Consider the following 19,890-nt stretch of genomic DNA (forward strand, 5'->3'; position numbering starts at 1 on the left):
AATGGATATGAAGGGGATTACATAAGAGATGGTAAAAAAACTATTTACTAGCTTACTATTAATTACATTCTTCATGGTAAACGCTTTTTCAGTATATGCAGCTGAAATGAAATTCGCTGTGACAGCAGTTATACCAGAAAATCAAATTGATAAAAATCAAACGTATTTTGATTTGAAAATGCAACCTGGACAAAAGCAAACAATTCAAGTCCAAATGAAAAATGATACGAATAAAGAAGTTGTGGTAGAATCGTTTGCTAATACAGCAATTACGAATAGCAATGGTATTACAGATTATAGTACAGTAGAACCAAAAACGGATTCTACTTTGAAATATCCGTTTTCTAAAATTGCTAAAATGCCAAAAGAAACGAAAGTCCCAGCTAACAGCATAGTGACAGTTGATATAAACCTAGAAATGCCAAATGAGTCGTTTGATGGTGTTATTTTAGGTGGTTTATACTTTAAAGAAAAAGAAGATGAGAATGCAAAGAAAAAAGATGAAGGTGTGCAGATTGAAAATAAATATGCATACGCAATTGGTGTTGTTTTAAAAGAAACAGATGCTGAAGTAAAACCAGACATGAAATTAAACGAAGTAAAGCCAACACAAATTAACGGGCGTAACGTTGTTACTACAAATTTACAAAACGTAAAGCCAGCAATGTTAAAAAATTTAAGTGTTGATGCAAAGGTATATAAAGAAAAAGGTACAGACATTTTATTTGAAGCAAAAAAAGAAAATTTAAGAATGGCGCCAAACTCAAACTTTGATTACGCTATTAGCTGGGAAAACAAAGCATTTGATCCAGGAACGTACCGAGTAGAAGTGAAAGCCACTGATGGCAATCAAAAATGGGAATGGACGAAGAAATTTACAATTGAAGGAAAGACAGCTGATAAGTTAAATGATACAGCGGTAGAAGCGAAAAAAGACTACACACTATATTACATTATCGGCGGAGTACTACTGTTAATTATATTATTAGTTCTTGTATTCTTCTTAGGTAGACGTTCTAAAAAAGAGGACGATAACGAAAAATAATATATTGATAGTGTAAAAAGAAATTAATGGATGTTTTACTACGAAAAATATATAATGGCTTTGTCTGTTATTTGTTGTAGTTCATTTATATTTCTATTTGTTGACCCGAATCTAGGGTCTTTTTTTATGAAATGAATTGCTATATGTTAGTAATTAGAAAAACAGAATATACAGCACTTGCAGTATGAATATAAAGAGCGGTTGTATCCTCTCACAAAAATAGGTTTCCAGCTGTAATACTGGTAGCACCAGTAAAGTCGGTGCTACCAGTAGGTTCATTTTTCGGCACAACGAAAGCATTTACGTAGGTACATGTGCTTTCTCATTTATCTATTTTTCTGTGGTCGGTTGTATTGTGTATATAAATTAAAAAAATGATAGTGTTAGAGCCACCATTTCTCCTGCGGAAGCAAAATAACATCCACATCAAAATTCTCTTTAAACCAATCATACATCAATGTCTCTTTCACTAAATATTCAGAGGCAGAGTGTGACACCCCAATTAGAGACATATTCGTTTCTTTTACATAATCCATAATGAGAGAGTATTTATGTCGGCCGTAATCATTGTCGATATGGCAATGGATTTCTCCTGTAATATATGCTTCAGCACCTTTTTCTTCTGCTTCCTTCATTAAAGATACAACATCGCCACATCCAGCGATAATTGCGATTTTTTTGATGGAATCATGTCGTTTCCCTTCGAAGTCTGTGTAAGGAATCTGGAAGAGTTGTTTTAGATGTTTTTGGAGTGCTTCTGTTGATGTTTCATCTATTTCACAAATAAGGCCAACTGGTTCTTGTTCTGGACCTCCATATGCAAAGTGGTCCACTACAGTAGCGTTTAATGCTTTTGCAATTGAAATACTCGTTCCATGTGTTTGATGAAAATCCATTGGTACGTGACATGTATATATAGAAAGTTGTTTTTCTTTTATTTCTTGCAAATATTTTTCAGGGATTGGTATGAAACCGCGGCCTGATCTTCCAATTGGATCACCACACTCCATTACAAGGGGATGGTGCATAAAGAGTAAATCACCAGGTGTGGATTGTGAAATGAATGTTTCAAGAATGTCATTTGTAGGGAATACAGCTAAAAATACTTTGTTTACATTTTCAGATCCGTGCATCATAAGGCCGTTAAATAAATCTACAAAATTTGCTTCGAAAAATTGTTGCCAAGGAAATTTGATAGGATCATATACGGCTGGGATAAATCGACTAAAGGCACTATCTTTTCCGTATTTTTCAATTTGGAATAAGTGATCGAGTGATTGCTCTATTTTTTTTAAGGCTGGCATGTTTAATAATCCTCCTTAAGATGATTCTTGCTTTATGAGTTGTTTGTATTCTTCGTAGCAAAATAAGAAGCGGATAGGAAACAAATAAAACCTAGAATCCAGCTAATAGAAGGAGAATAGGGAAGTACATGCTGTAATAGCATTCCGCTAGAAATGAAGAAACTACTAAATAGACCTAATAACATAGGATATCGTTGTAGTTTGAACACAGATAGTAAACATCCTTTCTCCTGCATGAACTACTCATAAAAGCTCGATTGTTGAAACTTTATCACATACATTGTATATTAGTCTTAATTTTCTGTATATAACTTTTAAGAAAAATGGTGATACAATATATGAATGATAAGAGAAGAGAGGATGAAGATTAACATATGTACGTTACTGTAACAGAAGCAGCATATAAAAAGATTATGGATACGATTCCAAGTGAAGCGAAATATATAAAGTTATTTTACGATAATGAGGGTTGCGGTTGTGTCATGAGTGGAATCATCGATTTAGTAGCTGTAGCAGAAAAAGATGAGCGCGATGTGGATATTGAATCAAGCACAATGAATTTTATCGCTGATCGTACAAAGCTTGTATTTATGGACGATAAGTTAACGGTTGATTGGCATGAAGGTGGAGGAACTTTTCAGTTGAAGAGCCCAAGCCAGTTTTATAATCCAAATATGAAATTACACGTTCGAGTATAGTAAAGGAAATGTGAGTCCAAAATGTATTTTGGATTCACATTTTTTTATTTTATAAGGCGCTATTATTGTCGATTTTTGTTGATAAGTCGATATATTGAAAAAATCGCCGATATAATTTCATTTACCAAAACGTCCCAATAGTAAAAAGGTTTTTTCACATAATGAAATGTACATATGATTGAATTTTCTGTATAATCTTATTTGCGGAGGGGATACGCATGAGAAGATGGGGAATTGAGTTATTAATTTTAAGTGTTGTTATTATTTGGGGGATTAACTATACGATTGCAAAGTATGGATTTTTAGAATTTACAGCAATTGAATTTACTGCACTTCGTATGATGGCGGCGGCACCGCTCCTGTTACTTCTTACCTTTTTTATTGAAAAATCGGTTTATATGGAGCGAAAGGATATACCTAGATTAATCATCGTTAGCGTTGTAGGTATTGTACTGTATCAAACGTTATTTATGGAAACTGTCAAATATACATCCGCTACAAATGCCTCTTTACTCATTTCTATTTCACCTATTTTTACAACTGTATTTGCGATTTTTCTGAAACAAGAAAATTTTTCTTCTCGAAAGTTAATCGGTTCTATGATTGCTTTTGTTGGTGCAGCATTAGTTTTAGTAGCAGGACATTCACTTACTAGTTCTTTTTATGGCAATGGAATTGGACTTATTACATCAATATGCTGGGGGCTTTATCCTGTTTTAGCAGGACCATTAATTAAAAAATATTTAGCATTACGTGTTACAGCATGGTCTGCATTAGTGGGTGCGATTCCGCTATTATTGTTAAGTGGTCCGCATGTGTTTGTCATGCCATTTCACATTACTCACGGAATGACACTATTTGCTTTACTATATTCTATTTTCTTTGTCACAGTATTTGGCCTAGTAATGTGGTATGTTGGTGTTCAAAAAATTGGGGCGTCACATACGATGGTATATATGTATATAACGCCGCTTGTAGCTGTTTTATTTGCAGCTGTCTGGGCAAATGAATATGTATCGTTTCAACAAATCATCGGTGGAATTATCATTTTTGTCGGTCTATGGTTTGTGAAATCGGAGAAAGTAAAAGTTCATTCTATTGCAGGGGAACCTATATCAAAATAGGAAAACAGATCACCTATGATCTGCTTTCCTATTTTTTTATTTTTGGTAAGAAGATGAGAAATAAGATAGCAGTAATAAGTGGAATTAAGTTTAAAAATGGAATACGGAAGAGTGTAATAAGAATAATACCTGGAAGAAGAACACCGAGGACAGCGTAAAAAATGCTATGGTTTTTCGTGTACCAATACAATGAAAGTCCGATAAGTGCAGGGATAATGAGGTGAATGAGAGCCATTAAAAAATAAATCATTAGACGCCCCCTTTATTTGTGTGCTTATTACATCATATCCGTATGTTCATAGATTGATATCATTTTTTTGATAAATGGACGAAAAAAGTTTGAAAAACCGTCACAAAATATGAGAATATGATGTTTGAAATCTTGTATAATATTATTTTCTAAAAGCATTTAAACAACATAAACATACTGTTTATGTTGTTTTTAATTTGAGTGAAATGGATGTAAGGAATATGGATTTGAAAGAAATTTTTTGTTGGATAGATAAGAACGAATGAAGAGAGGTACAGCATGATTAGTATGTCACTAAGATCATTTAAAATCCAATCGTATTATATACTAGGTATTTTGTTACTAGGTTGGATGTTAACACCGTTTTCAGCACACTTTTTAGGCGCTGGAATTGGGCTTATTGTAAGTATGTATTGCGTTTGGCTTCTAGGGAGAAGAATTGAGAAGCTTGGAGATAGTATTGTAAAGAAGACGAAAGCACCGACACTCGGTATGTTTAACCGTTTTGCAGCTGCCATTTTGGGTGCTATTATTATGTACGAAATTGAGCACCACATGGTTATGTGGGCATTTGCAGTAGGGATTATGGGTGGTTATTTCTTAATCGTTGTGAATTTAGGATACTATAGCATGAAAGATGAGAAAGAACTAACAAAGAGCTAAAAGAGATAAAAAGATAAAAGACTTCTTTTTAGATGGAATAGATGATCCAGCCACGAATAGAAGCGGTCAGGGCCTTTTTTAACCCCATATGATGTGAAACCCGAGAGATGTAGCGAGTAGGGATATAATGTATATATTCGAAGCTGTAATTTTATAATCTAGGTCACAGATGAAGAGATTAGCATTTCACTTTATATAAGATATAGAAAGAAGCTTACGTTTTCACGTAAGCTTCTTTTTTATGTAAGTGTGTGTAACCGTTAAGCCGCATTGGGTTTTGTCGGTGAGTACGCGAAACTTTACGGTTACAAGACACTTATTCATATGAGTAAAGGGTTATTCCAACAGAAAGTTTTAATTTAAGCGATTGGACCGCCTAAGTTAATAATATCTTCAGAAACGCTTTCGAACTTTTTGAAGTTCTCTTTGAATTCATTTGCAAGCTCGATTGCTTTTGCTTTGTAAGCAGCTTTATCAGCCCAAGTTTGTTCAGGCATTAACACTTCGTCAGGTACACCTGGTACGTGAAGTGGAACTTCAAGACCGAAGATATCATGTTTAGCTGTTTCAGTTTTTGCAAGTTCGCCGTTTAATGCTGCTTGAATCATTGCACGAGTATAACCTAAGTTCATACGTTTACCAACGCCGTATTCGCCGCCAGTCCAGCCAGTGTTTACTAGGAATACTTTCGCATCGTGTTTCTCGATTTTTTCACCAAGCATTTCAGCGTAGCGAGATGCATCAAGTGGTAAGAATGGTGAACCGAAGCAAGTTGAGAATGTAGCTTGCGGAGATGTAACGCCGCGCTCTGTTCCTGCTAGTTTACTAGTGTAACCACTTAAGAAATGATACATAGCTTGCTCTTTTGATAACTTACTGATTGGAGGCAATACGCCAGATGCATCAGCAGTTAAGAAAATAATTGTATTTGGGTGTCCAGCAACACTTGGCAGTACGATATTGTCGATCGCATGCATAGGGTATGCAGCACGAGTATTTTCTGTTAAAGTAGTATCGTTGTAGTCGGCGATACGCGTTTGGTCATTAATGATAACGTTTTCTAAAACAGATCCAAATTTGATTGCATCGAAAATTTGTGGTTCTTTCTCGTGAGAAAGGTTTACACATTTTGCATAGCAACCGCCTTCAATATTGAATACACCGTTATCAGACCAACCGTGCTCATCATCACCGATTAATTTACGGTTTGGATCAGCAGATAATGTTGTTTTACCTGTTCCAGATAAACCGAAGAATAGTGCTACGTCGCCTTCTTCACCTACGTTTGCAGAGCAATGCATAGAAAGGATATCTTGTTCAGGTAATAAGAAGTTCATAATAGAGAAGATTGATTTTTTCATTTCTCCAGCGTATTCTGTACCACCAATTAGTACGATACGTTTTTCGAATGAAACCATAATGAATGCTTCAGAGTTTGTACCGTCAACAGCTGGATCAGCTTTGAAATTCGGTGCAGAAACAATTGTGAACTCTGATTCATGAGTTGTTAATTCTTCTTCAGTTGGACGAATGAATAATTGATGTACAAATAAATTGTGCCATGCATATTCGTTAATAACTTGAATTGGTAGGCGGTAATTGCGGTCAGCGCCTGCAAATCCTTTGAAGACGAATAACTCTTCTTTTTCTTTTAAGTATTCTAAAACTTTAGTATATAATTTATTAAAATGTTCTTCAGAAATCGGTTGGTTCACAGCTCCCCAAGCAATTTTGTTAGCAACCGATGCTTCTTTCACAATAAATTTATCTTTAGGAGAACGTCCTGTATATTTTCCAGTTGAAGCAGAAACGGCACCAGTCGAAGTTAATTTCCCTTCATTTCGCATTAATACTTTTTCCACTAATTGCGGAACACTTAGTTGAATCTGTGCATTGCTTCCGTTCAATAATTCGTGTAAACCAATTTGGACATTCACAGTACTCATATTTATATACCATCCTTTTCATTTAATGAAATATTTCTCGTAATCCCCAACAAGAGTATAACACAATTATATAAATAATGTATACTATTTATTTCTTTTTGTTTGTGTGAATGCATTATTTCCCTATTAATATTTCATTTCAGGCGTATTGAGAAAAACTTTCAGGAAAATGTGAATATTAATTGACAAATGAATATCATTTCTTTAGTATAGGTTGGGACGGATACTCTCTTATCCCGAGCTGGCGGAGGGACAGGCCCGATGAAGCCCAGCAACCTCACTTGTATTGATAAATGCAGGTGAATAGGTGCTAAAACCTGTGCGAGGCTACAGGTCTCGAACGATAAGAGCGAAGGGCAAAAAGCAGTATGCAAGTAGCAAATTAAACCTTTCCTCTATGTAAAGTAGGAAAGGTTTTTCTGTATGCTTGTGTGGGAGAATAAATGTATGTCGCAGTTTGTGGCAAATTAAGGATGAGTTCCGTACAATATATACAATTACTGTAGGGAGGTTTACCACATGACAAAAAAACGTCATCTGTTCACATCTGAGTCTGTAACTGAAGGACATCCAGATAAAATTTGTGACCAAATTTCTGATTCAATTTTAGATGCGATCTTATCAAAAGACGCAAATGCACGTGTAGCTTGTGAAACAACTGTAACAACTGGTTTAGTATTGGTAGCGGGGGAAATTACGACTTCTACTTACGTAGATATTCCAAAAATCGTTCGTGAAACAATTCAAGGCATTGGTTACACACGCGCAAAATACGGATTCGATGCAGAAACTTGTGCTGTTTTAACATCTATCGATGAGCAGTCTGCTGACATCGCTATGGGTGTTGACCAAGCGCTAGAAGCACGCGAAGGTCAAATGACTGACGCTGAGATTGAGGCAATTGGTGCAGGAGACCAAGGTTTAATGTTTGGTTTCGCATGTAATGAAACACAAGAGTTAATGCCACTTCCAATCTCGCTTGCTCACAAATTAGCTCGCCGTTTAACTGAAGTACGTAAAGATGATACATTATCATACTTACGTCCAGATGGAAAAACGCAAGTTACAGTTGAGTATGATAAAAATGGTAAACCAGTACGTGTTGATACTATCGTAATTTCTACACAACATCACCCAGATGTTACATGGGAAGAAATCGATCGCGACTTAAAAGAGCACGTAATTAAAGCTGTAGTACCAGCAGAATTAATGGATGGAGAAACAAAATTCTTCATTAATCCAACTGGCCGCTTCGTAATTGGTGGACCACAAGGTGATGCTGGTTTAACAGGACGTAAAATCATCGTTGATACTTACGGTGGATACGCTCGCCATGGCGGCGGTGCATTCTCTGGTAAAGATGCAACAAAAGTTGACCGTTCTGCAGCATATGCAGCTCGTTATGTTGCGAAAAACATCGTAGCAGCTGGTCTTGCTGACAAAGCAGAAGTACAACTTGCATACGCAATCGGTGTAGCACAACCAGTATCAATTTCAGTTGATACATTCGGCACAGGTAAAGTATCTGAAGACGTACTAGTAGAACTAGTTCGTAACAACTTCGATCTTCGCCCAGCTGGTATTATTAAAATGCTAGACTTACGTCGCCCAATTTACAAACAAACAGCAGCTTACGGCCACTTCGGACGTACTGATGTAGATCTTTCATGGGAACGTACAGACAAAGCTGCAGCTTTAAAAGAGCAAGCTGGTCTATAATATATGAAAAAAAGCTTTGCGCGGTGAGCGCAAAGCTTTTTTTATTTCGTTTTACTTACAATTTGAATACATGATTTGCAATATACTTCGCCTTCTAGCTCAATATACTTTTTCGTATTAGTCATGCCTTTTCATACGTTTGTATTTCCTTTTTACATGATTTACAAAGGGTGGGTTTCTACTGGAACATATGCAATCAACCTTTCATTTGACGTGCTTTACCTGCGCAAAAGGCACTGCTTAGTAAAAATAGTGTCGCGAATATAATGCTTACTAATGTAGCGTATGGAATTGCACCTTTTAAGGAAAAGCCGACAGTGATTGAAGCGATGAATAAGAGGATGAATGTTGTTGTTAATTTTTTATAAAGTTCCATACCATGTAGACCTCCAATTTATTTTTTAGTACAAGTTTTAAAATTGAATTCTATTATGTAGAAAATATAAAGAGTAGCTAAAGATGTGTAGTCTAGGAGTATAAGAAAGTGCACTTTCCTTTTTGTGGGTTAGTATACTTATATTGTATCATGGCGCATTATTGGCTTCATACATAATTGTGTAAAGATATGTATGATAAAATGAAGAAAAGTTTTTAAGAAAGGAAAGATAAAAAATGAGTGTAACTGAACATAAAAAACAAGCTCCAAAAGAAGTGCGTTGCAAGATTGTTACGATTTCCGATACACGTACGGAAGAAACGGATAAGAGCGGACAACTATTACATGAATTGTTAAAAGAAGCGGGCCATACAGTAACCTCTTATGAAATTGTAAAAGATGATAAAGAAAGTATTCAGCAAGCAGTGTTAGCTGGTTATCATAAGGAAGATGTAGATGTTGTATTAACAAATGGCGGTACTGGTATTACGAAGCGTGATGTAACAATTGAAGCAGTGTCAGCTCTATTAGATAAAGAGATTGTCGGGTTTGGTGAGCTGTTCCGCATGATTAGTTATTTAGAAGATATCGGAAGCAGTGCAATGTTAAGTAGAGCGATTGGCGGTACAATTGGACGCAAAGTAGTTTTCTCGATGCCAGGGTCGAGCGGAGCGGTTCGTCTTGCGATGAATAAATTAATTTTACCGGAATTAGGCCATATTACATTTGAGCTGCATCGCCAATGAGTAAGTGGGTTGGAATTGTATTAGCGGGCGGTATGTCGAGTAGATTCGGTGAGCCAAAAGCGTTAGCGAGCTGGCAAGATAGTACTTTTATTGAGCATATTTTGAAAGAGATGACGAGTGTGCTCCAAGAAGTTGTAGTCATCAGTCATTCTGATATAAAAGAGCGAGTAGAGCAATTCGTACAAGTTCCTGTTATAGAAGATATTCCGCACTATAAAGGAAATGGGCCGCTTGCCGGCATTGTATCAGGAATGGAATACATAGAAGCAGATTGGTACGCTATTATGCCTTGCGATGCGCCAAATGTTTCGCATGAATGGTTTACCATTTTACTGGAGCAAACGAGCAATGAATATGATGCGGTTGTACCTATTATTAATGGAAGAAAACAGCCGCTACTTGCAGCGTATCATAACCGCGTGAAAGAAAAGATTTATGCTTTACTTCAGGAAGAAAAAAGAAGTATGGGGCAGCTTTTATCACAATGTAATGTGAAGTATGTTTCTGGAGAAGATGTACAAGTGAATGCGGGTTGGTTTATAAATGTAAATACGAAAGAAGAATATGTGCAGGCTCAAAAAGACCTTTCAAATGAATGAAAGGTTTTTTTGATATACAGAATTGGGGAACAATTGCTGTATAAAGGTATGTGAGTAAGTTGATTTTAAGGGGAATTCTTAAAATCATTATACAGCAAAAACAATGTATAACCATATATTAATTTTTATGGGTTTTTATTACAAGTCTGTTTAGTTATGTTTATTTTTGCTATAATGAATATGGAAATAAATGATATTTCACCTTATGTATCATTCATTCAACTAAAATTTACAAGTGTGTAATAAACTCCCTTCGTTTTTTGAAGGGAGTTTTTCTGTTCAAGCAAGTAACTCTGATGTGGTATGCTGAAGGACTTCTTCATACTGGTTAAGTAAGCCGCGAAAGATCTCATCCCAGCTTTTTGATTTCGCAAAAGATGAAGCTGCTATTCCCATTTGCTCAAGTTTTTCTTCATTTTGCAATAAAGAATAAATGGATGATAGAAATGCATCCACATTTTTAGGGGGACAAAGAATTCCCGTTTTTCCATCTGTAATAATATTTTTAACCCCGCCACTATTTGCACCAATAACAGGTGTACCGCATGCGAGTGATTCAAGTACGACATTTCCGAATGTTTCAGTAGCTGATGGAAATACCATTATGTTAGAACAAGCATATGCTTCAGCTAAATCCCCGCCTTGTAAATAGCCAGTAAAAGTGACATTTGTTTGCGGAACAGCTTCACGCAAATTTGTTGCTAGAGGGCCGTCTCCTGCGATGAGCCAATGAATGTCGTTTCGAGTATGCGATGTTTTAACGATAAGGTTTTGCAACGTATCAATATCTTTTTCAGGAGCAATTCGTCCTACATAGGAAAGAACATACTTCGCTGTAATATTATATTTTTTTCGGAATAGGTCTGTATTGTAAGCTGGATGAAAGAGTGTGCAATCTACACCACGTCCCCAAATGGAGAGGGCCTGAAAGCCTTTATTTTTTAATTGATGTAATGTTTCAGGGGAGGGAACGAAATTTTTTTGCATATGACTATGAAACCATTTTAAATAGTTCCAAAGCATATTGGAGAGAAATTCAATTTTGTAATAGCGTAAATACGCATCGAAATCAGTATGATAAGAACCGACAACTGGGATGTTTAATTTTTTTGCGTAATACAGTCCACAAAGTCCCATGTTGAAAGGTGTGGCAATGTGAATAATGTCAGGTTTAAAGGAATGAAGTTCCCGTTTAATACGCGGAGTAGGAAAAGAAAAGCGACATTCTGGATATAATATTGTTAACGGGATACTTCTCATCTTGTTCACATTAGCCACGAAATTATCTTCAGCTGTATGTTGAGGGGCGAAAACAGAATAAGCGATCTGTTCTTTCTGAAAGTAACTTGTTAATCGTTCTAACGTTTTCGCAACCCCGTTAACTTGTGGCGTAAAAGTATCGGTAAAAATGGCGACTCTCATCATATCACTCCTTTATGTGAAAAGTGGGATGAATTGATAAAAAGAGATGATGCCAGAGCAAGTGCCAAGGCACATGCCGACGAATACATCTGACGGATAGTGAAGCCCTAAATAAATACGAGAAATACCGACGCATAATGCTAACGGTAATAGGAAAGCAAGTAAGCTTGGATTATAGCAAATAAATGGAATGAAGACAGAGAAAACGGCTGTTGTATGACCAGACGGGAAAGAGTGGTCTTTTAATGGATGGACTGGATATTTCGCATCCTGAATTGTTAAATACGGACGTTTTCGTGGATACCACCTTTTTAATATTTGTACAGGAATATGGCTAATTGCTAAAGAAATAGCAGCAGCGATTGCCGCTTGGTGTAAAGTCCCTTTTGCAAAAATTAAAAAGAAAAGTGTAAGTGCAATGGAGAAAGTAGCACCACCGATATGGGTAATATTGCTGAAAAAGATATTTAATGTTTTTTGATCAAAGTAGCGATTAATTCCTTTAAAAATGTAACATTCTATTTTATATAATCCACTGACCTTCATGAAAATTCTCCTCCCTCGTTTACATATATATGGAGATATTAGCTTTTATTTTAATAAGATTTTGTTGAGGGAGTAATAATGTTTTGTAAAGAAAAAGTTAGTTTTTATATAAAAAAAGCTGCCAGTATTATGGCAGCAGTAAAATCATTTTTGTAGTGATTTATAATATTGACCTTTTTCAACATACTGCGTACGAATACGCTCCATATCTTTACGGTCTTCTTCTGTTAATTCACGAATGACTTTCGCGGGGCGACCGAAAGCTAACGTGTTTGGTGGAATTTTCTTTCCTTGTGAAACAAGGCTTCCAGCGCCGATAAAAGCTCCTTCGCCGATTTCAGCACCATCTAATATAATGGATCCCATTCCAATTAAAGCATCTTTTTTAATATGACAGCTATGTAAAATAACTTGATGCCCAACTGTAACATCATCTTCTAAAATAAGAGGATACTGAGGGCTTTGGTGGAGGGTGCATTGGTCTTGTACATTTACTCGGTCTCCAATGATTGTTGGTGACACATCACCACGGATGACCGTATTAAACCAAATACTTGATTCCTCTCCAACGGAAACATCGCCTGTAATCGTAACATAGTCAGCGATAAAAGCACTACTCGCAATTTTCGGATTTTTTTCTTTGTAAGGATATATCATGTAAAGTCTTCCTTTCCTAGAGACTAGTTTTAGTGTATCAAATTATGAGAAAGAGTGAAATGGAGGAGGTCCGTATGTGGAATTATGAAGCAGAGGAAGCGAAAGCTGTCATTGTTATTGTGCACGGCGCAATGGAATATCACGGACGTTACGAAGCCGTTGCGGAAATGTGGAATCATATCGGCTACCACGTCGTGATGGGGGACCTTCCGTCACATGGAACGACTTCAAGAAATAGAGGACATATTGATTCATTTGATGAATACATAGAGGAAGTTAAATTATGGGTGAAAGAAGCGAGAAAGTATAGGTTACCTATTTTTTTATTCGGTCATAGTATGGGTGGTCTTATTGTCATTCGTATGATGCAAGAAACGAAGAGAGAAGATGTCGAGGGTATTATTTTGAGTTCGCCTTGTTTAGGGGTAGTGACTGGACCCTCTGCTCCGCTTCAATTTGCTTCAAAAATATTAAATGTTGTGGCTCCAAAATTGCAATTTGCAACGAATCTTACGGTGGAAATGTCAACACGTAACCATGAAGTGAGAGATGCAATGGAGAATGATTCTTTGTTCTTGCGCAAAGTATCAGTACGTTGGTATAGTGAATTGATTAAGTCTATCGAAATTGCTCATAAAAAAATAGATGATTTTCCAGATGTTCCGCTCTTGCTAATGCAAGCTTGTGAGGATAAACTTGTAGATAAAACACGTGTCCGCACTTGGTTTGATAATGTTAAAATAAGTGATAAGGCTTTTAAAGAATGGCCGAATTGTTATCACGAGTTATTAAATGAGTATGAGCGTGATGAAATTTTGAGTTATATTCAGTCATTTACTGAAATACATGTCAATAATATAGTAAAAACAAACAAATAAATCATTATTTGTACATTTAATAGAGGAGATGAAGGAAGAAGTGAACGTACCGAGTAATCCCATAACGCTCATGGCGAAAGTATACCGTGATGTGTTTCCGGTTGTACACCATGAGCTAGCGATGTGGAAAGAGCGTGCCTACCATATTCCGAATGATGAGCTTCATAGTCAGGCAATCGCAAGTATTGAGCATAAAACGTTTCATTGTGAGGGTGGTGGCATTTTATCGCTGCTAGCAAATGAACACCGAGAGGAATGTATTCGTTTTATCGTAGCGTATCAAACAATCAGTGACTATTTAGATAATTTATGTGATCGCAGTACATCACTTGATCCGAATGATTTTGCCGCGCTACATGAATCAATGTTAATGGCACTATCACCTGAAGTGGAAGGTGGCGGTAATTATTATCGTTACCGTGATGATCAAGATGATGGTGGTTATTTAGATGAACTTGTTGAAACGTGCCAAGATGTTTTAAAGAAAACGAAGCACTATGACAAAATTGCTCCTGTTCTTCATGAACTTGCTTGTTATTATTGTGATTTACAAATTCATAAACACGTGAAGTTAGAAGAAAGAGAACCGCGCCTGAAAAATTGGTTTGAAGCACATAAAGAAAACTTACCTGAGATGAGCTGGTTTGAATTTTCAGCATGTGCCGGTTCTACACTTGGAATTTTCTGCCTTGTAGCATATGCATTTCATGATGAATTACATGATGAAGATATTGCGAAAATTAGACAAGGATACTTTCCTTACGTACAAGGACTTCATATCTTACTTGATTATTTCATTGATCAAGAAGAAGACCGCATAGGCGGGGATTTGAATTTCTGTAGTTATTATGAAAACGAGCAAGCTATATTAGATCGTATGAAACACTTTGTAGAAGAAGCAGAGAAGAGCATTGGTGATTTGCCTCATGCGAAGTTTCATCGCCTTATAAGCCGAGGGTTACTTGGTATTTATTTATCAGATCAAAAAGTATCAGCACAAAAGAATATGCACAAAATGGCACGGCGCATTGTAAAGTACGGAGGCCTCACTTCACGATTCTTCTATTGGAACGGGAAGATGTACCGAAAGAAAATGGCGCAGTGATGAAGAAAACCACTCATGTAGAGTGGTTTTCTTTGTTATAATATGGTAAAGGTGGTGGTGGAAATGAAGCGATTGTTTCAAAAGCTATATGACAATATTGAAGTAACATTACTTGTGCTACTTTCCATTTCATTTGTAACTGGAATGTATATGATGATGAATAAAACCGGCGGTCCTACAACGATGGATTATGTAGCTCAAATTATCATTGCATTGATTATTATAGTAGATATTGTTTTTTTAATAAGTGGTAGAAAAAAAGAGAACAGTAAATAAAAAGCATTTGTACACGATGGTACAAATGCTTTTTCATTATGATCGTATTTTTAAAAATACATATATAAGAAGTTCAATTGCAAAAATAACTAAAACAGATAGTCCGAATAAAGGCATGACAGCGCCTAATATAACCATCATGATAAAGAAAACGAATATACTTTTCTTATCTCTTTGCTTTGGAGGTGCTGCTAATTTTCCTTTCGGCTTTCTTGCTAACCACATTTTTACTCCGTAATAAATGAGAAGTAGTAGAGATAATGTCGTTAGTAAGCATAATATTTTATTTGGCCATCCGAATAAATGTCCTTCGTGAAGTGGGATACCGTAAGTGAACCATTGTGCAAGTAATCCATAATCACGGTAGTCCGTTTTTGAAATGAGTTCCCCGCTATATTGATCAAAGTAAGCTGTTATCTCTTCACTTGGTGCAACGTGCATCCCTGTAATACCAGAACCGCTCGATTTCGAAACAGTGAATACACCTTTCGGATCAGCTGGTAGTGAAATAACATATGGCTTCTTTATTTCAATTCCTTTTTGTAATTCATCGACAGAAATTGCTTTCGGTTCATTTGAATTCGATTCAGGAGGAGCTTCTTTTCTTGTTGCCCACGGCAATTCTTTTACCTTTGATTCAGGCGGTGCCATGTACAATTTTGGATATCCGAGTGATTCATTAGAAGATGCAATTTTATAAATTTGGTTCCCCATAAATCCTGACCATGGCAATCCAGATGCGATTAGCAGAAAGAGAGGAATTGTAAATATAATACCGATAATAGAATGACGTCTTTTTGCTTTTTCTCGCTTATTGGATGATGGTGTGTTTTTGAATTGGCGTATACTCATGTACAATCCGGTTACAATTAAAAAGATTGTCCAGCATGCTGCAAGTTCTACAGTATAGTTGACGACAGTGCCACCAACTAAAAGAGAACTATGTAATTCCCGCATGATATTGGCAAATGTTTCACTTGCGTTTTGATCCCCAACAATTTGATTATTACTATCTAAATACACATATTTTTGTTGCCCAGTATACTCATTTGCAATTGTAAGTCTCGTATTATAATCCCCATTAAACTCACTAATTTTCGCCACGCTATAATGTGGATATTTTTTCTCTGTTAAGGAAATAGAATCAGCCATCGAAATAGATTCTGTTTGAGCGCTCTTTCCAAAATATAAATCCTTATAGATGAAATCTTCAACTTCCTCCCGAAATAAATACCCAATTCCGCTCAGTGACAACGTAATAAGAAGCGGCGTAATAAAAAGTCCAGCATAAAAATGCCAACGCCAAAAAATGTAATGAAGCGAACGATTTTGTTTCATACTTTCAGTTCCCCTAACCTTCCCTATATGAATAACTACTTATTTAATATAGCGAGATTAAGTGTGATTACTTTGAAAGAATTGTGAAGAAAGTTAAAAGTTTTTAGGGGTTTCAACAAACATAAAACACATTTCAAAAGGAAGGTGTTCAATGTTTATAAATGTTTCTTCTTATTTGATAAATACATTTCAACAACCGCCTCAGCAAGACATTGAGCAGAATCAACAAAATCCTCACTAGCCACTACATTCAAATCGGTACATGCGATAATAGCGGTATCAACTTCATCTTTCAATTGTAAAACGAGCGTATTCCATAATTCGCGAGCTTCTTCAACCTCCCCAGATTTAATATAAGTAATGATTTGATTAATCATTTCCTGCCATTTTTTATGATGAATGTATTCTATATTACGTTTTGTAATCCCATCTTGGTAAATCCCAGCTTGAACAGTTGCTTCTGTTGCGAGAAGAGCAACTCTTTTTGTATTTTCAGGAATTGTTTTTAACGTCTCATCAACTATATTCAAAATAGGAATAGAAAGAGATCGCTGTAATTCTTCAAAATAAAGATGCGCTGTATTGCACGGCATAGCGATAAAGTCTACGCCAGTACTTTCAAGTTTTTGTGCCCCTTCAATAATCGCTTTTTTCATCGTCTCGTGATCAATAGGACGATCCATGTAAAACGGTGTTGGGCACGAATAAATCATCATATGAGGAAAGTCCATATCATGTTTTGCTCCGTATATTGTTTGGCACCTTGCTACAACTGTATCGACGAATGGACCAGTTGATTTTGGCCCCATTCCTGCTAGTATTCCGATCATTGTTTCGTCTCCTTTAAGAATGTTTATATCCATTATATAGGAAAATAAAAAAAAGACGTGCAGTGAATGCACGTCTTTTTTTGTTATGTTTTGTCGAACAATCGATATATCCGAGAAATCGTTGATATATTGTAAGTTATGATAGATATATCGAAAAAATCGTTGATATATCCCGAGTTACGATAGATATAATTGAAAAATCGTTGATATATTATCGCTTCTCAATCGCCACAATAAATGGCGGGTTATTTTGTTGGTTAATGAAGCCGTAGCGCAGTACGTGAGCTTGTTTTTGGTCTAGTTCTTCGGCAAATGTAAGTACAGCGTCGCGTTCTACTTGTCCTTCTGGGTGTCCGTGGTAAATAACAAGGACGATGATACCTTCAGGTGCCATTACTTCTAATAATTGTTCGATCGCTGAGATTGTTGAGTTCGGTTTTGTAACGATATGCTTGTCTCCGCCTGGAAGGTAACCTAAGTTGAAAATTGCGCCTGTTACTTTTCCTTTTGCATCTTCTGGTAATACGGATAGAAGTGTATCGTGACTATCGTGAACTAAAACAGTACGTTCGAAAAGTTCTTTTTCTTTTAGACGAGTTGTTGAGCTTTCAATTGCCTCTTTTTGAATATCAAATCCAAATACTTTTCCGTTATCTCCAACGATTTCAGCTAGGAAGCAAGTGTCATGCCCATTGCCGAGTGTTGCATCTACAGCGTAATCGCCTTCTTTTACTGCTGTTTGCAAGAGAGTGCGAGCAAACGGTAATACACGTTCTAATTTCATTTTTGTTTCTCCTCATTTGCATATTTTCCTTGCCAGCTTCCGCGGCGTACAAATTCTGCATCGATGGAATTTAATACTTCCCATTTATTTAAGCTCCACATTGGGCCAATCATTAAATCAGGTGGACCGTCACCTGTGATACGGTGCACAATTACGTCTTCTGGAATAATTTCAAGTTGGTCAACAACGAGACTTACGTAATCCTCAAGAGAAAGGAACTCGAGTTGTCCTTTTTCATATTGCTTCACCATTGGCGTTCCTTTTAATAAGTGAAGTAAGTGGATTTTAATTCCTTGTACGTCAAGCTTCGCTACTTCACGAGCTGTTTCCATCATCATGTCGTAATCTTCAAGTGGAAGGCCGTTAATAATATGAGAACAAACTCGAATGCCGTGCTTACGTAATTTATTTACACCTTCCACATAAGACGGATAATCGTGAGCGCGATTAATAAGATTTGCAGTACGTTCATGAACAGTCTGTAGTCCGAGTTCAACCCAAAGGTAAGTGCGTTTATTTAAGGCCGCTAAATATTCAACAACATCGTCCGGTAAACAATCTGGACGAGTCGCAATAGAAAGACCGACAACGTCTTTTTCTGCTAGAAGCGGTTCGAATTTTTCTTTTAACACTTCAAGTGGTGCATGTGTATTTGTGTACGCCTGGAAATAAGCGATACATTTTCCGTCTTTCCACTTTGAGCGCATTTTTTCTTTCATTTCATGATATTGCGTTATAACATCATCGCGGCGATCGCCAGCGAAGTCACCAGATCCAGCAGCACTGCAAAATGTACAACCGCCATAAGCAACTGTACCGTCACGGTTTGGGCAATCGAAGCCAGCATCTAATGAAACTTTAAAGATTTTTTCACCAAATTCATTTCGTAAATGATAATTCCATGTATGATAACGTTTATTGTCGTTTGTATATGGAAAAGGGTTTTGAACCTTCATTACTTTCCCTCCTAAGCCGAGTCAAAATGAAACAAAATCCATTATAACATACTCATAAGGTAGAGATGGAAGGGACACACTAAAGGAGAATTGAAGCAAGGAGGGACAATTATGGCAGAGCGTCAATCACTTGAATCGTATATTACACAAGCGGAACAAGCTGTGGAATATGCGAAAGAACAATTAGACCAAGGCATGAGACAAGAGCATTACAATACGATGGAGTATTCAGATGCGCAGTTAAAATTAGAACAAGCGTATAACGATTTACAAACGATGCAACAACATGCGAATGATGAGCAACGTGAGCAATTAAATAGAGCACGCATGGCAATTCGCCAACTGCAACATCAAATGATTATTACACCGCACTAAGAAGGAGTGAATGTAATGGCGAAACGTTCAGATCAAAATAATCCAGAGCAAAAAACACAAAATGGACATAACGCTGAGTTTTCGAATGAACTTGATCCCATTGTTCAAGTAAAACAGCGTAATAGTAAAAAAGGACAACCTCAAAAATCAAAACAATCAGAGTAAACCAGGTCGAAATATGACCTGGTTTTATTTTGCTATATGAAAATAATGTAAGATTCCTGTAAGGTTTGCCGATAGTTGTAATTGTCCT

24 protein-coding genes and 1 riboswitch are annotated in these 19,890 nt (G+C 36.5%); of the genes, 12 read left to right on the forward strand and 12 right to left on the reverse strand.

All coding sequences use genetic code 11. The features are described from left to right. Window positions 1-28 precede the first annotated feature (28 nt). Complete coding sequence (locus tag H6481_RS15435) at window positions 29-1,045, forward strand: DUF916 and DUF3324 domain-containing protein (protein ID WP_023523218.1); 1,017 nt, start codon at window positions 29-31, stop codon at window positions 1,043-1,045. A gap of 383 nt (window positions 1,046-1,428) precedes the next feature. Here H6481_RS15435 and H6481_RS15440 read toward each other — a convergent pair whose 3' ends face one another. After that, complete coding sequence (locus H6481_RS15440) at window positions 1,429-2,349, reverse strand: Nif3-like dinuclear metal center hexameric protein (protein WP_063548851.1); 921 nt, start codon at window positions 2,347-2,349, stop codon at window positions 1,429-1,431. Between the two features lie 32 nt (window positions 2,350-2,381). Next, entirely contained in the window at window positions 2,382-2,558 is a 177-nt protein-coding gene (locus tag H6481_RS15445) for a hypothetical protein (protein WP_033667186.1), read from the reverse strand. Between the two features lie 165 nt (window positions 2,559-2,723). Between H6481_RS15445 and H6481_RS15450 the strand changes: the two genes are divergently transcribed. Together H6481_RS15450 and H6481_RS15455 are read left to right on the forward strand one after the other, a co-directional pair. After that, window positions 2,724-3,047, forward strand: coding sequence for an iron-sulfur cluster biosynthesis family protein (locus H6481_RS15450; protein ID WP_000289570.1), 324 nt, complete (start codon window positions 2,724-2,726; stop codon window positions 3,045-3,047). Window positions 3,048-3,265: 218 nt separating this feature from the next. After that, window positions 3,266-4,171, forward strand: coding sequence for a DMT family transporter (locus H6481_RS15455; protein ID WP_182812223.1), 906 nt, complete (start codon window positions 3,266-3,268; stop codon window positions 4,169-4,171). A gap of 28 nt (window positions 4,172-4,199) precedes the next feature. Here the strand turns inward: H6481_RS15455 and H6481_RS15460 are convergent, their stop codons facing one another. Next, the gene (locus H6481_RS15460) at window positions 4,200-4,421 is read right to left on the reverse strand and encodes a hypothetical protein (RefSeq protein ID WP_000639042.1); all 222 of its coding nucleotides are present in this window, start codon (window positions 4,419-4,421) and stop codon (window positions 4,200-4,202) included. Window positions 4,422-4,700: 279 nt separating this feature from the next. On the opposite strand from H6481_RS15460, the gene H6481_RS15465 reads away from it, so the two are divergent. Beyond that, complete coding sequence (locus tag H6481_RS15465; protein ID WP_000624926.1) at window positions 4,701-5,084, forward strand: ATP synthase subunit I; 384 nt, start codon at window positions 4,701-4,703, stop codon at window positions 5,082-5,084. Between the two features lie 359 nt (window positions 5,085-5,443). Here the strand turns inward: H6481_RS15465 and pckA are convergent, their stop codons facing one another. After that, window positions 5,444-7,030, reverse strand: coding sequence for a phosphoenolpyruvate carboxykinase (ATP) (gene pckA, locus H6481_RS15470; protein WP_182812226.1), 1,587 nt, complete (start codon window positions 7,028-7,030; stop codon window positions 5,444-5,446). A gap of 228 nt (window positions 7,031-7,258) precedes the next feature. Continuing rightward, a riboswitch (SAM riboswitch) is annotated at window positions 7,259-7,380 on the forward strand. Between the two features lie 169 nt (window positions 7,381-7,549). Between pckA and metK the strand changes: the two genes are divergently transcribed. After that, window positions 7,550-8,749, forward strand: a complete 1,200-nt coding sequence (metK, locus tag H6481_RS15475) for a methionine adenosyltransferase (protein ID WP_182812228.1) — start codon at window positions 7,550-7,552, stop codon at window positions 8,747-8,749. Window positions 8,750-8,945: 196 nt separating this feature from the next. Here metK and H6481_RS15480 read toward each other — a convergent pair whose 3' ends face one another. Continuing rightward, window positions 8,946-9,125: a hypothetical protein gene (locus H6481_RS15480; RefSeq protein ID WP_000424797.1), complete on the reverse strand. Its 180-nt coding sequence runs from the start codon at window positions 9,123-9,125 to the stop codon at window positions 8,946-8,948. Between the two features lie 236 nt (window positions 9,126-9,361). On the opposite strand from H6481_RS15480, the gene H6481_RS15485 reads away from it, so the two are divergent. After that, a complete protein-coding gene (locus H6481_RS15485; protein WP_000117130.1) occupies window positions 9,362-9,871 on the forward strand; it encodes a molybdenum cofactor biosynthesis protein B in 510 nt (169 codons plus the stop codon). Beyond that, window positions 9,868-10,470: a molybdenum cofactor guanylyltransferase gene (locus tag H6481_RS15490; protein WP_000049580.1), complete on the forward strand. Its 603-nt coding sequence runs from the start codon at window positions 9,868-9,870 to the stop codon at window positions 10,468-10,470. Before H6481_RS15485 ends, H6481_RS15490 begins: the two co-directional genes overlap by 4 nt. 279 nt (window positions 10,471-10,749) lie before the next feature. Here H6481_RS15490 and H6481_RS15495 read toward each other — a convergent pair whose 3' ends face one another. From H6481_RS15495 to H6481_RS15505, 3 genes are all read right to left on the reverse strand, one after another. Then, window positions 10,750-11,892, reverse strand: coding sequence for a glycosyltransferase family 1 protein (locus tag H6481_RS15495; RefSeq protein WP_001261649.1), 1,143 nt, complete (start codon window positions 11,890-11,892; stop codon window positions 10,750-10,752). A 12-nt stretch (window positions 11,893-11,904) separates the two neighbouring features. Next, entirely contained in the window at window positions 11,905-12,438 is a 534-nt protein-coding gene (locus tag H6481_RS15500) for a phosphatase PAP2 family protein (protein WP_000868578.1), read from the reverse strand. A 144-nt stretch (window positions 12,439-12,582) separates the two neighbouring features. Next, window positions 12,583-13,095 (reverse strand): gamma carbonic anhydrase family protein, encoded by a 513-nt coding sequence (locus tag H6481_RS15505; RefSeq protein ID WP_000640208.1) that lies wholly within the window; start codon window positions 13,093-13,095, stop codon window positions 12,583-12,585. Between the two features lie 74 nt (window positions 13,096-13,169). On the opposite strand from H6481_RS15505, the gene H6481_RS15510 reads away from it, so the two are divergent. From H6481_RS15510 to H6481_RS15520, 3 genes are read left to right on the forward strand one after another with little or no spacing between them, the layout of a single operon-like run. Beyond that, window positions 13,170-13,973 carry an alpha/beta hydrolase gene (locus H6481_RS15510; RefSeq protein ID WP_063548843.1) on the forward strand — a complete coding sequence of 268 codons (804 nt, stop codon included), beginning with the start codon at window positions 13,170-13,172 and terminating at the stop codon, window positions 13,971-13,973. A gap of 40 nt (window positions 13,974-14,013) precedes the next feature. Next, a complete protein-coding gene (locus H6481_RS15515; protein WP_053563513.1) occupies window positions 14,014-15,078 on the forward strand; it encodes a tetraprenyl-beta-curcumene synthase family protein in 1,065 nt (354 codons plus the stop codon). A 42-nt stretch (window positions 15,079-15,120) separates the two neighbouring features. Continuing rightward, a complete protein-coding gene (locus tag H6481_RS15520; RefSeq protein ID WP_118961730.1) occupies window positions 15,121-15,354 on the forward strand; it encodes a hypothetical protein in 234 nt (77 codons plus the stop codon). 36 nt (window positions 15,355-15,390) lie between these two features. On the opposite strand, the gene H6481_RS15525 is transcribed toward H6481_RS15520, so the two are convergent. The 4 genes from H6481_RS15525 to H6481_RS15540 all read right to left on the reverse strand — a co-directional run bounded on the left by H6481_RS15525 (window position 15,391) and on the right by H6481_RS15540 (window position 19,262). Next, the gene (locus tag H6481_RS15525; protein ID WP_063548840.1) at window positions 15,391-16,692 is read right to left on the reverse strand and encodes a PepSY domain-containing protein; all 1,302 of its coding nucleotides are present in this window, start codon (window positions 16,690-16,692) and stop codon (window positions 15,391-15,393) included. Window positions 16,693-16,847: 155 nt separating this feature from the next. After that, the gene (locus H6481_RS15530; protein WP_182812231.1) at window positions 16,848-17,522 is read right to left on the reverse strand and encodes an amino acid racemase; all 675 of its coding nucleotides are present in this window, start codon (window positions 17,520-17,522) and stop codon (window positions 16,848-16,850) included. A 211-nt stretch (window positions 17,523-17,733) separates the two neighbouring features. Further along, window positions 17,734-18,306 (reverse strand): class I SAM-dependent methyltransferase, encoded by a 573-nt coding sequence (locus H6481_RS15535; RefSeq protein WP_000764492.1) that lies wholly within the window; start codon window positions 18,304-18,306, stop codon window positions 17,734-17,736. Beyond that, the gene (locus H6481_RS15540) at window positions 18,303-19,262 is read right to left on the reverse strand and encodes a TIGR01212 family radical SAM protein (protein WP_182812234.1); all 960 of its coding nucleotides are present in this window, start codon (window positions 19,260-19,262) and stop codon (window positions 18,303-18,305) included. Before H6481_RS15540 ends, H6481_RS15535 begins: the two co-directional genes overlap by 4 nt. 111 nt (window positions 19,263-19,373) lie before the next feature. Between H6481_RS15540 and H6481_RS15545 the strand changes: the two genes are divergently transcribed. After that, window positions 19,374-19,637, forward strand: a complete 264-nt coding sequence (locus H6481_RS15545; protein ID WP_000840868.1) for a YtzC family protein — start codon at window positions 19,374-19,376, stop codon at window positions 19,635-19,637. A gap of 15 nt (window positions 19,638-19,652) precedes the next feature. Continuing rightward, entirely contained in the window at window positions 19,653-19,802 is a 150-nt protein-coding gene (locus H6481_RS15550) for a hypothetical protein (protein ID WP_001129340.1), read from the forward strand. Window positions 19,803-19,890 lie beyond the last annotated feature (88 nt).

The sequence above is a fragment of the Bacillus sp. ME78 genome (assembly GCF_903970865.1).
In the GTDB taxonomy this organism is placed as follows: domain Bacteria; phylum Bacillota; class Bacilli; order Bacillales; family Bacillaceae_G; genus Bacillus_A; species Bacillus_A cereus.